Source organism: Cupriavidus nantongensis (assembly GCF_041726985.1).
Taxonomy (GTDB): domain Bacteria; phylum Pseudomonadota; class Gammaproteobacteria; order Burkholderiales; family Burkholderiaceae; genus Cupriavidus; species Cupriavidus nantongensis_A.
In genome coordinates this window covers 1,564,694-1,580,061 of record NZ_CP168303.1, presented here as the reverse complement: position 1 = coordinate 1,580,061, position 15,368 = coordinate 1,564,694, and the positions used below count along the sequence as shown (strand labels likewise).

Annotated in this window: 15 protein-coding genes; 4 read left to right on the top strand and 11 right to left on the bottom strand. The window is 67.9% G+C overall.

Annotation, left to right across the window (positions count from 1 at the left end):
• The first annotated feature begins 1 nt into the window (after position 1).
• On the top strand, positions 2–784 hold the full coding sequence (gene otnI / locus ACEI37_RS18600; protein WP_373380128.1) for a 2-oxo-tetronate isomerase: 783 nt from the start codon (positions 2–4) through the stop codon (positions 782–784).
• Between the two features lie 28 nt (positions 785–812).
• Complete coding sequence (gene denD / locus ACEI37_RS18595; protein ID WP_373380127.1) at positions 813–1,787, top strand: D-erythronate dehydrogenase; 975 nt, start codon at positions 813–815, stop codon at positions 1,785–1,787.
• 111 nt (positions 1,788–1,898) lie between these two features.
• Here denD and ACEI37_RS18590 read toward each other — a convergent pair whose 3' ends face one another.
• The 3 genes from ACEI37_RS18590 to ACEI37_RS18580 form a co-directional block, all read right to left on the bottom strand.
• Positions 1,899–2,336, bottom strand: coding sequence for a YbgC/FadM family acyl-CoA thioesterase (locus ACEI37_RS18590; protein WP_373380126.1), 438 nt, complete (start codon positions 2,334–2,336; stop codon positions 1,899–1,901).
• A 32-nt stretch (positions 2,337–2,368) separates the two neighbouring features.
• Positions 2,369–3,352: a tripartite tricarboxylate transporter substrate binding protein gene (locus ACEI37_RS18585; protein WP_111521018.1), complete on the bottom strand. Its 984-nt coding sequence runs from the start codon at positions 3,350–3,352 to the stop codon at positions 2,369–2,371.
• Between the two features lie 71 nt (positions 3,353–3,423).
• A complete protein-coding gene (locus ACEI37_RS18580) occupies positions 3,424–4,437 on the bottom strand; it encodes an alpha/beta hydrolase (RefSeq protein WP_373380125.1) in 1,014 nt (337 codons plus the stop codon).
• Between the two features lie 354 nt (positions 4,438–4,791).
• Here ACEI37_RS18580 and ACEI37_RS18575 point away from each other — a divergent pair, with 354 nt between their 5' ends.
• A complete protein-coding gene (locus ACEI37_RS18575) occupies positions 4,792–5,940 on the top strand; it encodes an iron-containing alcohol dehydrogenase (protein WP_373380124.1) in 1,149 nt (382 codons plus the stop codon).
• Positions 5,941–6,028: 88 nt separating this feature from the next.
• Positions 6,029–6,550, top strand: coding sequence for an O-acetyl-ADP-ribose deacetylase (locus ACEI37_RS18570; RefSeq protein WP_373380123.1), 522 nt, complete (start codon positions 6,029–6,031; stop codon positions 6,548–6,550).
• 155 nt (positions 6,551–6,705) lie between these two features.
• Here the strand turns inward: ACEI37_RS18570 and ACEI37_RS18565 are convergent, their stop codons facing one another.
• The 8 genes from ACEI37_RS18565 to ACEI37_RS18530 form a co-directional block, all read right to left on the bottom strand.
• On the bottom strand, positions 6,706–7,653 hold the full coding sequence (locus tag ACEI37_RS18565) for an alpha/beta fold hydrolase (RefSeq protein ID WP_373380122.1): 948 nt from the start codon (positions 7,651–7,653) through the stop codon (positions 6,706–6,708).
• Between the two features lie 39 nt (positions 7,654–7,692).
• The gene (locus ACEI37_RS18560; RefSeq protein ID WP_373380121.1) at positions 7,693–8,595 is read right to left on the bottom strand and encodes an SDR family oxidoreductase; all 903 of its coding nucleotides are present in this window, start codon (positions 8,593–8,595) and stop codon (positions 7,693–7,695) included.
• 60 nt (positions 8,596–8,655) lie between these two features.
• Complete coding sequence (locus ACEI37_RS18555; protein WP_373380120.1) at positions 8,656–9,504, bottom strand: class II aldolase/adducin family protein; 849 nt, start codon at positions 9,502–9,504, stop codon at positions 8,656–8,658.
• 81 nt (positions 9,505–9,585) lie between these two features.
• A complete protein-coding gene (locus ACEI37_RS18550; protein WP_373380119.1) occupies positions 9,586–10,596 on the bottom strand; it encodes an NADP-dependent oxidoreductase in 1,011 nt (336 codons plus the stop codon).
• 97 nt (positions 10,597–10,693) lie between these two features.
• Positions 10,694–11,131, bottom strand: a complete 438-nt coding sequence (locus ACEI37_RS18545) for a PaaI family thioesterase (RefSeq protein WP_092316422.1) — start codon at positions 11,129–11,131, stop codon at positions 10,694–10,696.
• A gap of 93 nt (positions 11,132–11,224) precedes the next feature.
• A complete protein-coding gene (locus tag ACEI37_RS18540) occupies positions 11,225–12,007 on the bottom strand; it encodes an SDR family oxidoreductase (protein ID WP_373380118.1) in 783 nt (260 codons plus the stop codon).
• A gap of 55 nt (positions 12,008–12,062) precedes the next feature.
• Complete coding sequence (locus ACEI37_RS18535) at positions 12,063–13,925, bottom strand: acyl-CoA dehydrogenase (protein WP_373380117.1); 1,863 nt, start codon at positions 13,923–13,925, stop codon at positions 12,063–12,065.
• A gap of 247 nt (positions 13,926–14,172) precedes the next feature.
• Positions 14,173–15,351, bottom strand: coding sequence for an acetyl-CoA C-acyltransferase (locus ACEI37_RS18530; RefSeq protein WP_373380116.1), 1,179 nt, complete (start codon positions 15,349–15,351; stop codon positions 14,173–14,175).
• Between the last annotated feature and the right edge of the window lie 17 nt (positions 15,352–15,368).

The following is a 15,368-nucleotide window of genomic DNA, read 5'->3' as shown; positions in this document are numbered from 1 at the left end:
CATGCCGCGCTTTGCCGCCAACCTGTCGATGATGTACCAAGAGCACGCCTTCCTGGACCGCTTTGCCGCTGCCGCGGCCGACGGCTTCCAGGCGGTCGAGTACCTGTTCCCGTACGAGCATCCCGCCGCCGAGCTGCGCGCGCGCCTCGACGCGAACGGCCTCGCGCAGGCGCTGTTCAATGCCCCGCCGGGCGACTGGGCCGGTGGCGAGCGCGGCCTGGCGGCACTGCCGGGGCGCGAGGCGGAATTCCGCGGCACCATCGGCCGCGCGCTCGAATACGCCGGCGTGATCGGCAACGACCGCATCCATGTGATGGCCGGCCTGGTACCGGCCGATGCCGATCCCGCGCGCTGCCGCGCCGCCTACCTGGAAAACCTGGCCTTCGCCGCCAACGCAGCGGCCGCACAGGGCGTGACCGTGCTGATCGAGCCGATCAACACGCGCGACATGCCGGGCTATTTCCTCAACCGCCAGGACGACGGCCAGGCGATCTGCAAAGAGGTCGGCGCGGCCAACCTGAAGGTACAGTTCGACTGCTACCACTGCCAGATCGTCGAGGGCGATGTCGCGATGAAGCTCAGGCGCGACTTCGCCGGCATCGGCCATATCCAGATTGCCGGCGTGCCCGAGCGCCATGAGCCGGACCTGGGCGAGCTGCACTACCCCTACCTGTTCGACGTCATCGACGCGCTCGGCTATGCCGGCTGGATCGGCTGCGAATACCGCCCGCGCGCCGGTACGTCGGCAGGCCTGGGCTGGCTCAAGCCCTACCTCGGCCGCTGATCTACAACGAAACCAGAGCTCTCTTGCCATGAACGTACTGATTACCGGCGGTGCCGGCTTCCTCGGCCTGAAACTTGCCCGCCTGCTGCTGCAGCGCGGCGCCCTGAACCTGGACGGCAAGGCCGTTGCCCTCGAACGCCTGACGCTGCTCGACGTGGTGGCGCCGCAGGGACTGGACGATGCGCGCGTGCGCGTGGTCACCGGCGACCTGTCCGATCCGGCGGTGCTGCGCCAGGCGCTCGACACCGACACCGGTGCTGTGTTCCACCTCGCCGCCGTGGTCAGCGGCCAGGCCGAGGCCGATTTCAACCTCGGCATGCGGGTCAACCTGGACGCGTCGCGCGCGCTGCTGGAAACCTGCCGCGCGCTGGGCCACAAGCCGCGCGTGCTGTTCACCAGCTCGGTCGCGGTCTACGGCGGCGAGCTGCCGCCGGTAGTGCAGGACGACACCGCGCTCAATCCGCAATCGTCGTACGGCGTGCAGAAGGCCATCGGCGAACTGCTGCTGTCGGACTACAGCCGCCGCGGCTTCGTCGACGGCCGCGTGCTGCGGCTGCCCACCATCAGCGTGCGCCCGGGCAAGCCCAATGCCGCGGCGTCGTCGTTCGCCAGCGGCATCATTCGCGAGCCGCTTGCTGGCATCGCGGCCAACTGCCCGGTGGCACCTGAAACGCCCCTGTGGCTGCTATCGCCGCGCGCCGCGGTGGCGGCGCTGGTCAACGGCATTGAGCTGGCGGGCGAGCGCCTGGGCAACCGCCGCGTGGTCAACCTGCCGGGCCTGTCGGTCACCGCCGCGGGCATGGTCGACGCGCTGCGCCGCGTCGCGGGCGACGCGGTGGCGGACCTGGTGACGTGGCAACGCGACGAGCGTGTCGAGAACATCGTCGGCACGTGGCCGGCGGCATGGAATGCGGAGCGCGCCTTGTCGCTGGGGTTCGAGAGCGACGCGAGCTTCGATGCGGTGATCCGGGCTTATATGGAGGATGCGGGGGTGGGGAAGTAAGGCCACTGCCCTTCGCATTGGGGCACCGCCTTTTCATTGACTGAGCGCCAGTCCCCTCTCCCGCTTGCGGGAGAGGGGCGCAACCCAGCGGGAGTCGAGGCGTCTTCGCCATCATCCCGCCGGCTTCACCACCTCATACCCTTCGATCACCTCCCGCACCACGCCCGGGATCGGCGCCGATTTCTGCGTCGCCGGATCCGCGCACACATAGACGATTTCACCGGTGATCAGGTGTTCGTCGCCGCGATACATCTCCACCCGGAACAGCATGCTGGACCGCCCCAGCCGTGCCATGCGGCCGCGGATGTCGAGCTGATCGTCGAAGCGCGCCGACGCGTGGTACTCCAGCGTCGACTTGACCACGAAGATGTCCACGCCGTGCGCGTGCAGCACGTCTTCGGGATAGTGGATGCCCAGCGCGCGCCAGTACTCGGTCACGCAGATATCGCAATACGTCAGGTAGTGCGCATTGAAGACGATCGATTGCGGATCGACTTCGGACCAGCGCACGCGCAGCGGGATGGTGTGGCGGAACTCCTCTTTGGCCATTGACGTGGTCTCCTCGGTGGATCAGCGCGGGCTTACTGCGGCTTGGCCAGCCCCAGCTTCTCGATGATCGCCTTTTCCTTCTTGACGGTGTCGGCCGCGAACTGCGCGTACTGCTGGGTGTTCATGTAGAACGGCTCCATGTCGAACTTGGCCAGCGACTCGCGGTAATTGGGCATCTCCATGGCCTTCTTGAAGGCGTCATGCAGCTTCTGCACGATCTTCGGGTCGGTGCCCTTGGGCGCGACCAGGCCGAACGGCGAGGTCTGCACGATGCCCATGCCCAGCTCCTTCAGCGTCGGCACGTTGGGGAAGCGCGCCGAGCGCTTCTCGCCCCAGGTCGACAGCAGGCGCAGCTTGCCCTGCTCCACGTACGGCGCCCAGGCCGGCGTGTCGGCCACCGACATCACGTGGCCGCCCAGCAGCGCCTGCATCGATTCCGAATTGCCCTTGTAGGGGATGTGCGAGAACTGCACGCCCTGCTTCATCGCCAGTTCTTCCATGGTCAGGTGCAGCGTGGTCATGGAGCCGGGCGAGCCGTAGGTGAGCTTGCCCGGGTTGGCCTTGGCGTAGGCGATGTAGTCCTGCATGGTCTTGATCGGCGAATCCGCCGGCACCACCAGGCCGAACGAATAGCCGGCAAGGTTGATGATGTAGCTCAGGTCCTTGACCGGGTCCCAGTTGATCTTGGTGGTGTACGGCAGGCGGTAGACCGGCATGGCGACCTGCGCCAGCGTGTAGCCGTCCGGCGCGGTGCTCTGCATCAGCTGCGCCGGCAGCACGCCGCCGGCACCGGGCTTGTTCTCGACGATCACGGGCTGGCCCAGGATCTTCGAGGCGTTGTCGGCCAGCACGCGGAACGGGATGTCCGTGGAGCCGCCGGCGGTGTAGCCGATCACCAGACGGATCGGACGCTGCGGAAACTTGTCGGCCTGGGCCTGGGCGGGCATGGCGGCAAGACCGAGGGCCGCGGTGGCGGCGGCGATGCCCGCGCGGGCGAGGAAGTGGCGGCGTTGCATTTGACGATGTCTCCTAGTGCTGCAAATCACTGCTTGAAAATGCGTGGACCGGCGCGACCGCAAGGCGGGGCCTAGTCCTGCGAGGTGCCGAACGCGGTGCGCAGCGCGGCGACGGCATCGGCATGCGCCTGCGCCACCGCGGGCACGAACCGGCCCAGCTTGAAGAAGTCATGGATCATGCCGGGGTAATCGGCCAGCGTGGCGGCAACGCCGGTGGCGCGCAGCTTTTCTGCGTAGGCCACGCCCTCGTCATGCAGCGGGTCGTAGCCGGCCACGGCGATCCATGCCGGGCATACGCCGCTGACCTCGGCGCCGGTGCCGCCGCCGTCGAGCGGGGCAAAGCGCCAGTCGTCGCGGCTGGCATCCTGGTCCAGGTACTGCGCGAAGAACCAGCGGATCATGTCGGCCGTCAGCAGGTAGCCGTCGGCCAGCGCGCGGTGCGACGGCGTATCCTGGCGCGCGCAGGTGCCCGGATAGATCAGCAGCTGCAGCACCGGCGCCAGGCCGGCATCGCGCGCCTCGACCGCGCAGGCGGCCGCGAGCGTGCCGCCGGCACTGTCGCCGCCCAGGCCGATACGCGCCGGGTCGGCGCCGAGCTTGTCGGCTTCGGCGAAGACCCAGTGCAGCACATCGAAGGCGTCGTTGACCGCGGTCGGGAAGCGCCACTCGGGCCCGAGCCGGTAATCCACCGACAGCACCATGCAGTCGGCCTGCCCGCACAGCAGGCGGCACAGCGAATCGTGCGAATCGACGCTGCCGACCGTGAAGCCGCCGCCATGGAAGTACACCAGCAGCGGCAGCGGCTCGATCCAGCTGGCCTCGCGCGGCGTATACAGCCGGACCGGGATGGCGTGGCCGTCGCGGGCCGGCACCAGCAGGTCTTCCGCGGTATGCACCGGCGGCGGGTTGATATCGAGGATCGGCGCGCTTTTCTCGTAGGCGATCTTGGCGTCTTCCGGCGCCATGGCGTGGATCGGCGGCCGCTTGGCGCGCGCGATCAAGGCCAGCAACGCGGCCATCTGCGGGTCCAGCGGACTTTGCGGCAGGCCTGGCGGAGCGGGTTGGGAAGACGGGACGACAGACATAGGGCGTGATGCGGCACAAACCCGGCGCCGGCCCCCGCGCAGCAGCGCTGGCGCTGGGTCGGCATCAGGAGAAGTTCGAATAGTGAACGATCGTTCGATTTTAGTATGATGCCAGATGTTTCCGACCCCGGGCAGCCCGAGATAACCCGGAAAAGTCCTGTCCGCCCTGCCACGCCAGCAGTTTTTGCGCGATCATCGGCTGCAGCGGCGCCGGGGCCTGCGGAAACGAAGCGACAGTGCCATTGAAACCCAACCCGGCGCGCGGTGCCAGCGGCGGGCCAGGCCCATGACAACGACGAATTCCAGCGCGAATTCCACTATTTCGCGGCAGATCCCAGCAGGAGACAAGCAAACATGGCGTTCATCTACTATCTGACCCACATTCACCTGGACTTCGGCGCGGTCAGCGTGCTGAAGTCGGAATGCGAGCGCATCGGCATCCGCCGGCCGCTGCTGGTCACGGACCAGGGCGTGGTCGCGGCCGGCGTGGCGCAGCGCGCCATCGACGCGATGCCGGGCCTGGCGGTGGCGGTGTTCGACGAGACCCCGTCGAACCCGACCGAGGCCATGGTGCGCAAGGCCGCCGCGCAGTACCGCGAGCAAGGCTGCGACGGGCTGGTGGCGGTGGGCGGCGGGTCGTCGATCGACCTGGCCAAGGGCATTGCCATCCTGGCCACGCACGAGGGCGTGCTGACTACCTATGCCACCATCGAAGGCGGCAGCGGCAGGATCACCGACAAAGCCGCGCCGCTGATCGCGGTGCCCACCACGTCGGGCACCGGCAGCGAGGTCGCGCGCGGCGCCATCATCATCCTGGACGACGGCCGCAAGCTGGGCTTCCATTCGTGGCACCTGCTGCCCAAGTCAGCGGTATGCGATCCCGAGCTGACGCTGGGCCTGCCCGCCGGCCTGACCGCCGCCACCGGCATGGATGCCATCGCCCACTGCATCGAGACCTTCCTGGCACCCGCCTTCAACCCGCCCGCGGACGGCATCGCGCTCGACGGCCTGGAGCGCGGCTGGACCCATATCGAACGCGCCACCCGCGACGGCAACGACCGCGATGCGCGCCTGAACATGATGAGCGCGTCGATGCAGGGCGCGATGGCATTCCAGAAGGGGCTGGGCTGCGTGCATTCGCTGTCGCACCCGCTCGGCGGGCTGAAGATCGATGGCCGCACCGGCCTGCACCACGGCACGCTCAACGCGGTGGTGATGCCGGCGGTGCTGCGCTTCAATGCCGACGCTCCCACGGTGGTGCGCGATCACCGCTACGCGCGCCTGCGCCGCGCCATGCACCTGCCCGACGGCGCCGACCTGGCGCAGGCGGTGCACGACATGACCGCCCGCCTGGGCCTGCCCACCGGGCTGCGCCAGATGGGCGTCACCGAGGACATGTTCGACAAGGTGATCGCGGGCGCGCTGCTCGACCACTGTCACAAGACCAACCCGAAAGAAGCCAGCGCCGCGGATTATCGGCGTATGCTTGAGCAGTCCATGTAGCACACCGCGTAGCACCCAGCGGCTTCCCGCCGGTCGGACCGACCAAGCGGCTGTCCGGCGGCCCTCCCTCCACAGCGCAGGAGACAACATGAGCGGCGAGCACTTGCAGGTAGTCCATGGCGACATTACAAGGATGGAAGTCGATGCCATCGTCAATGCGGCCAACAGCGGCCTGCTGGGCGGCGGCGGTGTCGACGGGGCCATCCACGGGGCCGGCGGCCCCGCCATCATGGAGGCCTGCCGCGCGATCCGCGACGCGCAGGGCGGCTGCCCCACTGGCGAGGCGGTGCTCACCACCGGGGGCCGCCTGCCGGCGCCCTACGTGATCCACGCGGTCGGGCCGGTGTGGCAAGGCGGCGGCCAGGGCGAGGAGGAGCAGCTCGCCAATGCCTACCGCAACAGCATCCGGCTGGCGGGGCAGCATCACCTGCGCACGCTGGCCTTCCCCAACATCAGCACCGGCATCTATGGCTTCCCGCGCGAGCGCGCGGCGGATATCGCCATCGCCGCGGTGCGCGAGGCGCTGGCGGGGGCGCCAGAGATCGAGCAGGTCACCTTCGTCTGCTTCGATGACGAGAACTACCGGCTTTACCGCGAGCGGCTGAGCTGAAACCTGCATGCGGCGTAATGCCGTTCAGATAAAGCATCAAACACTACTGTCATTCCCGCGCAGGCGGGAATCCAGCGTCTTTAAAAGTCACTGGGTTCCCGCCTGCGCGGGAACGACAGGGTAACTGAACGGCACTACCGCATGTGGGCGCGCGGTCAGGCCGGCAGCGCGCTGCGGATCAGCTGGTTGATCCGTTCCGGCTGTTCGTGGATCACCCAGTGCGTGCCCTCGGGGATGCGCTCCAGCCGCAGGTCGGACACGAAATCGGCCAGCCCATCCACCAGCGACTTCGGCAGCGCGCGGTCGCGCTCGCCCCACACCACCAGCGTCGGCACCCGGACCACGAACGCCGCCGGGTCCAGTCGCGAAATATCGGGCGGTGGCTCGCCCTCGCCCGGCGGATGCATCGGCGAGGCCCGGTAGAAATTGACGCCGCCGGTCAGCGGATGCACCCCGGCGTCCTTGCCTTCGCCCGGCTGCGACCACGCCGCGTGGTACCTGGCGCGCGTCTCGGCGGTGTACCAGGCCGCCGGCTTGCCGTCGTCGTCGGACAGCATCCGGTCCAGCAGCGCGAAGTCGTTGGCGGCCAGCGCCTGTTCCGAGCCCGGCTTGCGCAGCCAGTTCATATAGGCCGACGCGGCCTGCTGCGCCGGATCGGTGGCGAGCGCGCGCGCGAACAGGTACGGGTGCGGCGAATTGACGATGACCAGCTGGCGCACCAGCTGCGGGAACTGGATCGCCAGGTTCCAGCAGATCGCGCCGCCCCAGTCGTGCGCCACCACGATCGCCTGGTCATAGCCCAGCGCGCCGATGAACTGCACCAGGTCTTCGACGATATGGCGCGGCCGGTAGGCCTCTACCTCGCCGGGCTTGCTCGACAGGTTGAAGCCGCGCAGGTCGGGCGCGACGGCGAAATGCGTGCGCCCGAACTCGGCCAGCTGCGCTTCCCATTCGAACCAGAATTCCGGAAAGCCATGCACGAACAGCATCAGCGGCTTGCCGCGCTCGCCCGCGCTGGCGTAGTGCAGCCGGGTTTCATTGGGCAGCGTGGCGTACTGCAGGTGGCGGATCACGGCGGCGGGGGCTGCCATGTTGTTCTCCATATGCGGTCCTCCTCGTTGTGGCGTTGTACGGGCCTGTGATCAGCCGCGCAACGCGGCAACGAGGCCCGCGCGGACCTCGGGCTTGTCGGCAAACGGATCGCCGGGGTTGCGCTGCCCGACGATATCCTCGAAGCGCTGGCGCACGGGGGCGAGCGCCTGGGGGTGGGAATAAATATAGAAGCTTTCGTCGCGGATGGCATCGAAGGTGATCTGCGCCACCTCCGCCGCGGTCACCTTGCCCGAGCCGACGGCCTTGTCCGACAAGGCCTGCGACACCATTTGCGAACGCGTCGGCGGCGCCTGGTTGGCCAGGTCGGCGGGCCGGTTGCGCTGCGACTGGCTGATGCCGGTCGGCACGAAGTACGGGCACAGCACCGAGCAGCGCACCTGCTGCGTCACCAGCCCGAGGTCCTGGTACAGCGTTTCGGTCAGCGCCACCACCGCGTGCTTGGACACGTTATAGACGCCCATCGCCGGCGGATTCAGCAAGCCCGCCATCGATGCGGTGTTGACGATATGCCCCTCGAACGCCGGGTCCTTCTCCGCGGCGGCCAGCATCAGCGGCGTGAAGATGCGCACGCCATGCACCACGCCGTACAGGTTGACGCCCATCACCCATTCCCAGTCCCGCTCCGAGTTTTCCCAGATCAGGCCGCCCGCGCCGACGCCGGCATTGTTGAACAGCAGATTGACCTGGCCGAAGGCCTCGATCGCCGCATCGGCCAGCGCCTGCACCTGCTCAGCGCGCGAGACGTCGGTGCGCAAGCCGATCACCGGCACGTTGCGCGCCTGGAATTCGGCGACGGTCGCGTCCAGCGCGTCTTCCTGCACGTCGGCCAGCACCAGCTTCATGCCGAGGTCAGCGGCGATGCGCGCAAATTCCTTGCCGAAGCCCGAGGCGCCGCCGGTAATGACGGCCACCTTGTTGGAGAAATCCTTCATGTCGTCTGTCCTGTCGCGTGAGTCGATTGGGGCTGCCCGCCGCAGGGCGGGCATGCGGGTTCAGTCCAGCAGGTCGGGCTGTTCCTTGACGATGCGGGCATAGAGCGGCTGGAACTGGAACCAGCCCGCCTGCGCCGTGCCGACGATCGAATACGCCGGCCTTGCGGCGGCGTCGGCAATCACCTTCAGCGGCGCCTGCGTGCGCGCGGCGGCGGCTTCGGCCAGCAGCTGCACCTGGCAGGACCGCTCCATGGTGATGAACCACCACGCCGCTTCGTCGACGGTCTTGCCGACGGTGAGCAGGCCATGGTTCTGCAGGATCGCGGCCTTGTTCTGGCCCAGCGCGTTGGCAATGCGCTGGCCCTCATCCAGCTCTACCACCACGCCGCCAAAGTCGTCATAGACCGCGTGGTCGTTGTAGAAGGCGCACACGTCCTGCGTCAGCGCATCGAGCGGGCGCCCCAGCGTGGACCACGCGCGGCCATAGGTGCTGTGCGAATGCGCGGCCGCAACCGCGTCGGGGCGGGTCTGGTGCACGCGCGAGTGGATGGCGAAAGCTGCGGCATTGACCGGGTAGTCGCCCTCGACCACGTCGCCGTGGTGGTCGCAGCGGATCAGGTTGGAGACCCGGACCTGGCTGAAATGCACGCCGAACGGATTGACCCAGAAGGTGTCGGGAAACTCCGGATCGCGCGCGGTGATATGGCCGGCCACGCCTTCGTCGAAGCCGAATTTCGAGAACAGCCGGAAGGCGGCGGCCAGGCGCTGCTTGCGATGCAGGCGCTCTTCCCCCATGGTGGCGAACTGCGGCGGCCGCGGCAGGTTGCGGTAGCGCGCCTTGACCTCTTCGGGCAGGCCGGCGCCGATCTCGTCGGCGCTCTGGATTTGCGGGGCTTGCGGGGCATTCATCGGTGTCTCCTGTGGCGGGTCCAGTGATATCCGTTGCCCGCGGCGCGCCGTGCAGACGCGCCGCGGCCCTGCATGCGCGGGTCAGACCAGCTTGACCAGCTGCTTGCCGAAGTTCTTGCCCTTGAGCAGGCCCATGAAGGCTTCCGGCGCGCTGGCCAGGCCTTCGGCGATGCTCTCGCGGAACTTGAGCTTGCCCTGCGCGACCGCCGTGCCCAGTTCCTTCAGCGCCTGCGGCCACACTTCCATGTGCTCGGAGACGATAAAGCCCTCGATGGTCAGGCGCGACACCAGGATCAGCTGCGGGTTCTTCAGCGGCAGCGGCTGGCCGTCATAGCCGGCGATCATGCCGCACATGGCGATGCGGCCGAAGGCGTTCATGCGCGACAGCACTGCGTCGAAGATGTCGCCGCCGACGTTCTCGAAGTAGCCGTCGATGCCGTCGGGCGTGGCCTCCTTGAGCATGGTGTAGAGCTCCTTCGGGTCTTTGGCGGCCTTGTAGTCGATACAGGCGTCGAAACCCAGCTCGTTGACCACGTAGTCGCACTTGTCCTTGCCGCCGGCAAAGCCCACCGCGCGGCAGCCCGCCAGCTTGGCCAGCTGGCCCACCACGCTGCCGACCGCGCCAGATGCCGCGCTGACCGCAATGGTCTTGCCCGGCTTCGGCTGGATGATCTTGTTCAGGCCATACCATGCAGTCACGCCCGGCATGCCGACCGCGCCGAGGTAGGCCGACAGCGGGATATGCGTGGTATCGACCGTCTGCAGGCCGGTGCCGTCGCTGACACCCATCTCCTGCCAGCCGAACATGCCGACCACCTTGTCGCCCGGCTTGAACTTGCTGTTCCTGCTTTCCACCACTTCACCGACGGTGCCGCCGATCATCACCTCGTCGAGCGGCTGCGGCGCGGCGTAGGACTTGCTGTCGTTCATGCGCCCGCGCATATACGGGTCCAGCGACAGGTAGTGGTTGCGCACCAGCACCTGGCCGTCGGCAATCTGAGGCACGGGCACTTCTTCCAGGCGGAAATTGGCCGGCGTCACTGCGCCTTCGGGACGCGAGGCCAGGACGATGCGCTTGAACGTGTTGGACATGGTGGGTTCCTTCCAATGGGAGATGGAAACTGCATGGAAACTGCTGATGCGGGGCAATGCGGCACATGGAGCGCCCCGCCTTGTGCTGCGCCGGCGCTCAGCCGTCGGCGCCGGTATCGGTGTCGCCCGGGCGCTGCGGCGGCATGCGCCGGATGTACTTGAACGTGCCCGATCCGCGTGCCACGGTCTTGCCATCGGCATCGACGATCTCCGCCTCGCAGAACACCATGGTGGTGGTGCGGTGCACGGTGGTGCCGCGCGCGGTCAGGTGGCCGCGGCCCGGCGCCATGAAGCTGCTCTTCATCTCGATGGTGACCACGCCGCGGCCATCGGCATCGCTACTGCGGCCGGCCACCGCCATGGCCACGTCGAGCAGCGTCATGATCACGCCGCCGTGGGCCATGTCCCAGCTGTTCTGGTGGCGCTTTTCGGTCGGCAGCGAGATCTCGCTGCGCCCGCCCTCGGCCAGGCTGCAGGTCACGCCGAGCTCGGCGAGAAACGGGATATGGCTCAGGGAGCCGGTGTACTGGTTCATGGCAATGCGAGTGGAAGTGGGGGGTCGGAGAGGCACCGGCAGTTTGCCCGCCGGCGCCGCCCCCGCATTATTGCCGCAAACGATGGCCGTCGCTCAGACCGCGCTGACGCCGCCGTCCACCGCCAGGATCTGCCCGGTGATGTGCTTGCCGGCATCGCTGGCAAACAGCAGCGCCGCGCCCTTCAGGTCTTCGTCGTCGCCCAGGCGGTGCAGCGGCACGCCCGCGCACATGGCCTCGACGCCCATGCGCTCGAGCGAGCCCTTGGTCATCTTTGACGGGAAGAAGCCCGGCGCCAGTGCGTTGACGGTGATGTTGTGCTCGCCCCACTCCGCCGCCAGCGTGCGCGTGAAGTTGACCACCGCGCCCTTGGAGGTGTTGTAGGCGATGGTCTCCATGGTGCCCGGCGGATTGCCGGCCAGGCCCGCGATCGACGCCACGTTGATGATGCGGCCATGGCGGCGCGGGATCATCGACAGCTTGCCGATGCGCTGGCTCAGCAGGAACAGGCCGCGGATATTCAGGTTCATCACCTTGTCCCACGCTTCCACCGGATGGTCTTCCGCGGGCGCGCCCCAGGTGGCGCCGGCGTTGTTGACCAGGATGTCGACGTGGCCGAGCTTGGCGATGGCCTCATCGGCCAGCCGGGCGATTTCGGCCTCCTGCGAGCCGTCGGCGGCGATCCAGTCGGCCTCGATGCCCAGGCCCTTCAGATGCTCCTGCGCGGCGCGCAGTTCGTCGGCCTTGCGCGCCGACAGCACGATGCGCGCGCCCTGCTCGCCCAGCGCCTCGGCAATCTGCAGGCCAAGCCCGCGCGAGCCGCCGGTGATCAGCGCGGTCTTGCCCTTCAGGTCAAACAGTTGCTGGATGGTGCGCATGTTGTCTCTTCCTTGGTAGTCTTTGAATGAGGCAGTAAGCAGTCAGAACCGGCGCTCAGAACCAGGCGTCCTGCATGTCCAGCGTGGTGCGGTCGAGCGACGCGAGCAGGTCGAACTGCGGACCGACCCTGGGCAGCTCGAAGCGGAAGAAGTACGCCGCCGCGGCCAGCTTGCCGCGATAGAAGTCCTGGTCTTCCTGGCCGCTCGCCTGCGCCAGCGCGGCCTGCGCCAGCAGTGCCTGCTCCAGCCAGATCCAAGCGACTACGACGTGGCCGAAGGCTTCGAGATAGACCGATGCGTTGGCCAGCGTCACGTTGGCATCGCCGGCGCTCCACAGTGTCTGCGTGACTTCGGCCAGGCGCTTGGTGGCGGCGCCGAGCGCGCGCGCCTGCTGCGCCAGCTCGGCATCGTCCGCGGCCAGCGCGCGGCCGATGGTGGCCTGCACGCGCTCGCCCAGCAGCCGGAACGCGGCGCCATCCTTCATCACCACCTTGCGGCCCAGCAGGTCCAGGCCCTGGATGCCGTGCGTGCCTTCGTGGATCGGGTTCAGGCGGTTGTCGCGGTAGAACTGCTCGACGTTGTATTCGCGGGTATAGCCGTAGCCGCCATGGACCTGGATCGCCAGGTTGTTGGCCTCCAGGCACCATTGCGACGGCCAGCTCTTGGCGATCGGGGTCAGGATGTCGAGCAGCAGCGCCAGGCGCGCATGCGCTTCCTGGTCGCCGGCGGCGGCAGCGGCCTCTTCCTCGTCGACCAGCCGCGCGCAGTACAGGTTCAGCGCCAGGCCGCCCTCGACATAGCTCTTCTGCGCCAGCAGCATGCGGCGGATATCGGCGTGCTCGACCAGCTTCACCTGCGGGCTGGCGGCGTCCTTGCCGCCGGGGCCGACCGGGCGGCCTTGCGGACGGTTGCGCGCGTAGTCCAGCGCATGAAGGTAGCCGGTGTAGCCGAGCATCACCGCACCCAGGCCCACGCCGATGCGCGCCTCATTCATCATGTGGAACATGCAGGCCAGGCCCTTGTGCGGCTCGCCCACCAGGTAGCCGATCGCCCCGGCCTTGCCGCCTGGCCGGTACTTCATGCCCTCGCCGAAGTTCAGCAGGCAGTTGGTGGTGCCGCGGTAGCCCATCTTGTGGTTCAGGCCGGCCAGTACCACGTCGTTGTGCTCGCCCAGCGAGCCATCTTCGTTGACCAGGTACTTGGGCACGATGAACAGCGAGATGCCCTTCACGCCCGGGATCAGCTTGCCGTCCGGGCCCGGGATCTTGGCCAGCACCAGGTGGACGATGTTGTCGCTCAGCTCGTGCTCGCCCGCGGAGATCCACATCTTGTTGCCGCGCAGCCGGTACTGCGCGCCCAGCGGCGATTCGCCCTCATACTCTGCGCGCGTCGTGATATCCGACAGCGACGAGCCGGCCTGCGGTTCCGACAGGCACATGGTGCCGAAGAAGCGCCCTTCCATTTCCGGCTTGACGAAGGTCTCGACCTGCGCCGGCGTGCCGTGCGTCAGCAGCAGGTTGGCGTTGCCGATGGTCAGGAAGGGGTAGGAGCTGGTGCCGACGTTGGCGCCCTTGAAGTAGGCGAAGCCGGCCTTCTCGACCACCACTGGCAGCTGCATGCCGCCCAGCTCGTAGTCCTGCCCGGCGGCCATCAGCCCGGCGTCGCAGAAGGCCTTCAGCGCGGTGCTGACCTCGGGGATGATCTTGACGGTCTCGCCGTCGAATTCGGGTTCGTGCTGGTCGTTCTTCTTGTTGTGCGGCGCGAACAGGTCGGTGGCGATCTTCTCGCAGGTATCCAGCGCGGCATCGAAGGTCTCGCGCGAGTGATCGGCGTAGCGCGGGATGCGGGTCAGCTCGTCGACCTTGAGCCACTCATACAGGATGAAGTTCAGGTCGCGGCGGGAAAGGATCATCGACATGGTGTCTCCAGGCGGCGCACTGCGTGGGGCGCTCGCGAATTCTTGTTGCCTGCGTGTCCGGACCGCCGAGACCCTTCAATACACCGCGTGGGTGCTCCCTCTCCCGCGTGCGGGAGAGGGTGGGGGTGAGGGCCGGGCGGTACTACGAAGTCCGGGCCGGCGGTATGCCACCGCCTGCCCTCACCCCCTGCCCCTCTCCCGCAGGCGGGAGAGGGGAGCAAACCGGCAGTGCCGGGGTTGCTGGCGCTTACAGGACCTCGAACAGCCCAGCCGCCCCCTGTCCGCCGCCAATGCACATCGTCACCACCACATACTTGACCCCACGGCGCTTGCCCTCGATCAGCGCATGGCCGACCAGGCGCGCGCCCGACACACCATACGGATGCCCCACCGCGATCGCGCCGCCGTTAACGTTGAGGCGATCCATCGGGATGCCCAGCGTGTCGGCGCAGTACAGCACCTGCACCGCGAAGGCTTCGTTCAGCTCCCACAGGCCGATGTCGTCGACCTTCAGGCCGGCCTTCTTCAGCAGCTTGGGCACGGCAAAGACCGGGCCGATGCCCATCTCGTCGGGCTCGCAGCCGGCCACGGCAAAGCCGCGGAACACGCCCAGCGGCTGCAGGCCCCTGGCCGCCGCCACGCGCGCGTTCATCACCACCGCCGCCGAGGCGCCGTCCGAGAACTGCGAGGCATTGCCGGCGGTGATCACGCCGCCCGGCACCGCGCTGCGGATCTTGGCCACGCCTTCCAGCGTGGTATCCGGACGGATGCCCTCGTCGCGGTCGATCGTGACTTCCCTGGTCACCAGCTGGCCGGTGGACTTGTCGGCGACGCCGGCGAGCACCGTCATCGGTACGATCTCGTCGTTAAACTTGCCGGCTTCCTGCGCGGCCGCGGCGCGCTGCTGGCTGCGCACGCCGTACTCGTCCTGGCGCTCCTTCGAGATGTTGTAGCGCTTGGCCACGTTCTCGGCGGTCTGCAGCATGTTCCAGTAGATTTCCGGCTTGTTCTTGGTCAGCCAGCTTTCCTGGACCATGTGGCGGTTCATCTCCTGCTGCACGCACGAGATGGACTCCACGCCGCCGGCGACGAAGATGTCGCCCTCGTCGGCGATCACGCGCTGCGCGGCCATGGCGATAGTCTGCAGGCCCGACGAGCAGAAGCGGTTGACGGTCGCGCCGGGCACGGTGACCGGGCAGCCGGCGCGCAGCGCGATCTGGCGCGCGATATTGGCGCCGGTGGCGCCTTCCGGGTTGGCGCAGCCCATCAGCACGTCCTCGACCTCGGCGGCCTCGATCTTGGCGCGCGCGATGGCGTGCTGGACCGCATGGCCGCCCAGCGTGGCGCCGTGGGTCATGTTGAAGGCGCCCTTCCAGCTCTTGGCCAGGCCGGTCCGTGCGGTGGATACGATGACTGCTTCGTTCATGTGTTGCTCCTCGGAAT

What these genes read in the sequence shown, in the direction of transcription:
- otnI (WP_373380128.1), top strand. Translation starts at nt 2, where the DNA reads ATGCCGCGCTTTGCCGCCAACCTGTCGATGATGTACCAAGAGCACGCC.
- denD (WP_373380127.1), top strand. Translation starts at nt 813, where the DNA reads ATGAACGTACTGATTACCGGCGGTGCCGGCTTCCTCGGCCTGAAACTT.
- ACEI37_RS18590 (WP_373380126.1), bottom strand. Translation starts at nt 2,336, where the DNA reads ATGGCCAAAGAGGAGTTCCGCCACACCATCCCGCTGCGCGTGCGCTGG.
- ACEI37_RS18585 (WP_111521018.1), bottom strand. Translation starts at nt 3,352, where the DNA reads ATGCAACGCCGCCACTTCCTCGCCCGCGCGGGCATCGCCGCCGCCACC.
- ACEI37_RS18580 (WP_373380125.1), bottom strand. Translation starts at nt 4,437, where the DNA reads ATGTCTGTCGTCCCGTCTTCCCAACCCGCTCCGCCAGGCCTGCCGCAA.
- ACEI37_RS18575 (WP_373380124.1), top strand. Translation starts at nt 4,792, where the DNA reads ATGGCGTTCATCTACTATCTGACCCACATTCACCTGGACTTCGGCGCG.
- ACEI37_RS18570 (WP_373380123.1), top strand. Translation starts at nt 6,029, where the DNA reads ATGAGCGGCGAGCACTTGCAGGTAGTCCATGGCGACATTACAAGGATG.
- ACEI37_RS18565 (WP_373380122.1), bottom strand. Translation starts at nt 7,653, where the DNA reads ATGGAGAACAACATGGCAGCCCCCGCCGCCGTGATCCGCCACCTGCAG.
- ACEI37_RS18560 (WP_373380121.1), bottom strand. Translation starts at nt 8,595, where the DNA reads ATGAAGGATTTCTCCAACAAGGTGGCCGTCATTACCGGCGGCGCCTCG.
- ACEI37_RS18555 (WP_373380120.1), bottom strand. Translation starts at nt 9,504, where the DNA reads ATGAATGCCCCGCAAGCCCCGCAAATCCAGAGCGCCGACGAGATCGGC.
- ACEI37_RS18550 (WP_373380119.1), bottom strand. Translation starts at nt 10,596, where the DNA reads ATGTCCAACACGTTCAAGCGCATCGTCCTGGCCTCGCGTCCCGAAGGC.
- ACEI37_RS18545 (WP_092316422.1), bottom strand. Translation starts at nt 11,131, where the DNA reads ATGAACCAGTACACCGGCTCCCTGAGCCATATCCCGTTTCTCGCCGAG.
- ACEI37_RS18540 (WP_373380118.1), bottom strand. Translation starts at nt 12,007, where the DNA reads ATGCGCACCATCCAGCAACTGTTTGACCTGAAGGGCAAGACCGCGCTG.
- ACEI37_RS18535 (WP_373380117.1), bottom strand. Translation starts at nt 13,925, where the DNA reads ATGTCGATGATCCTTTCCCGCCGCGACCTGAACTTCATCCTGTATGAG.
- ACEI37_RS18530 (WP_373380116.1), bottom strand. Translation starts at nt 15,351, where the DNA reads ATGAACGAAGCAGTCATCGTATCCACCGCACGGACCGGCCTGGCCAAG.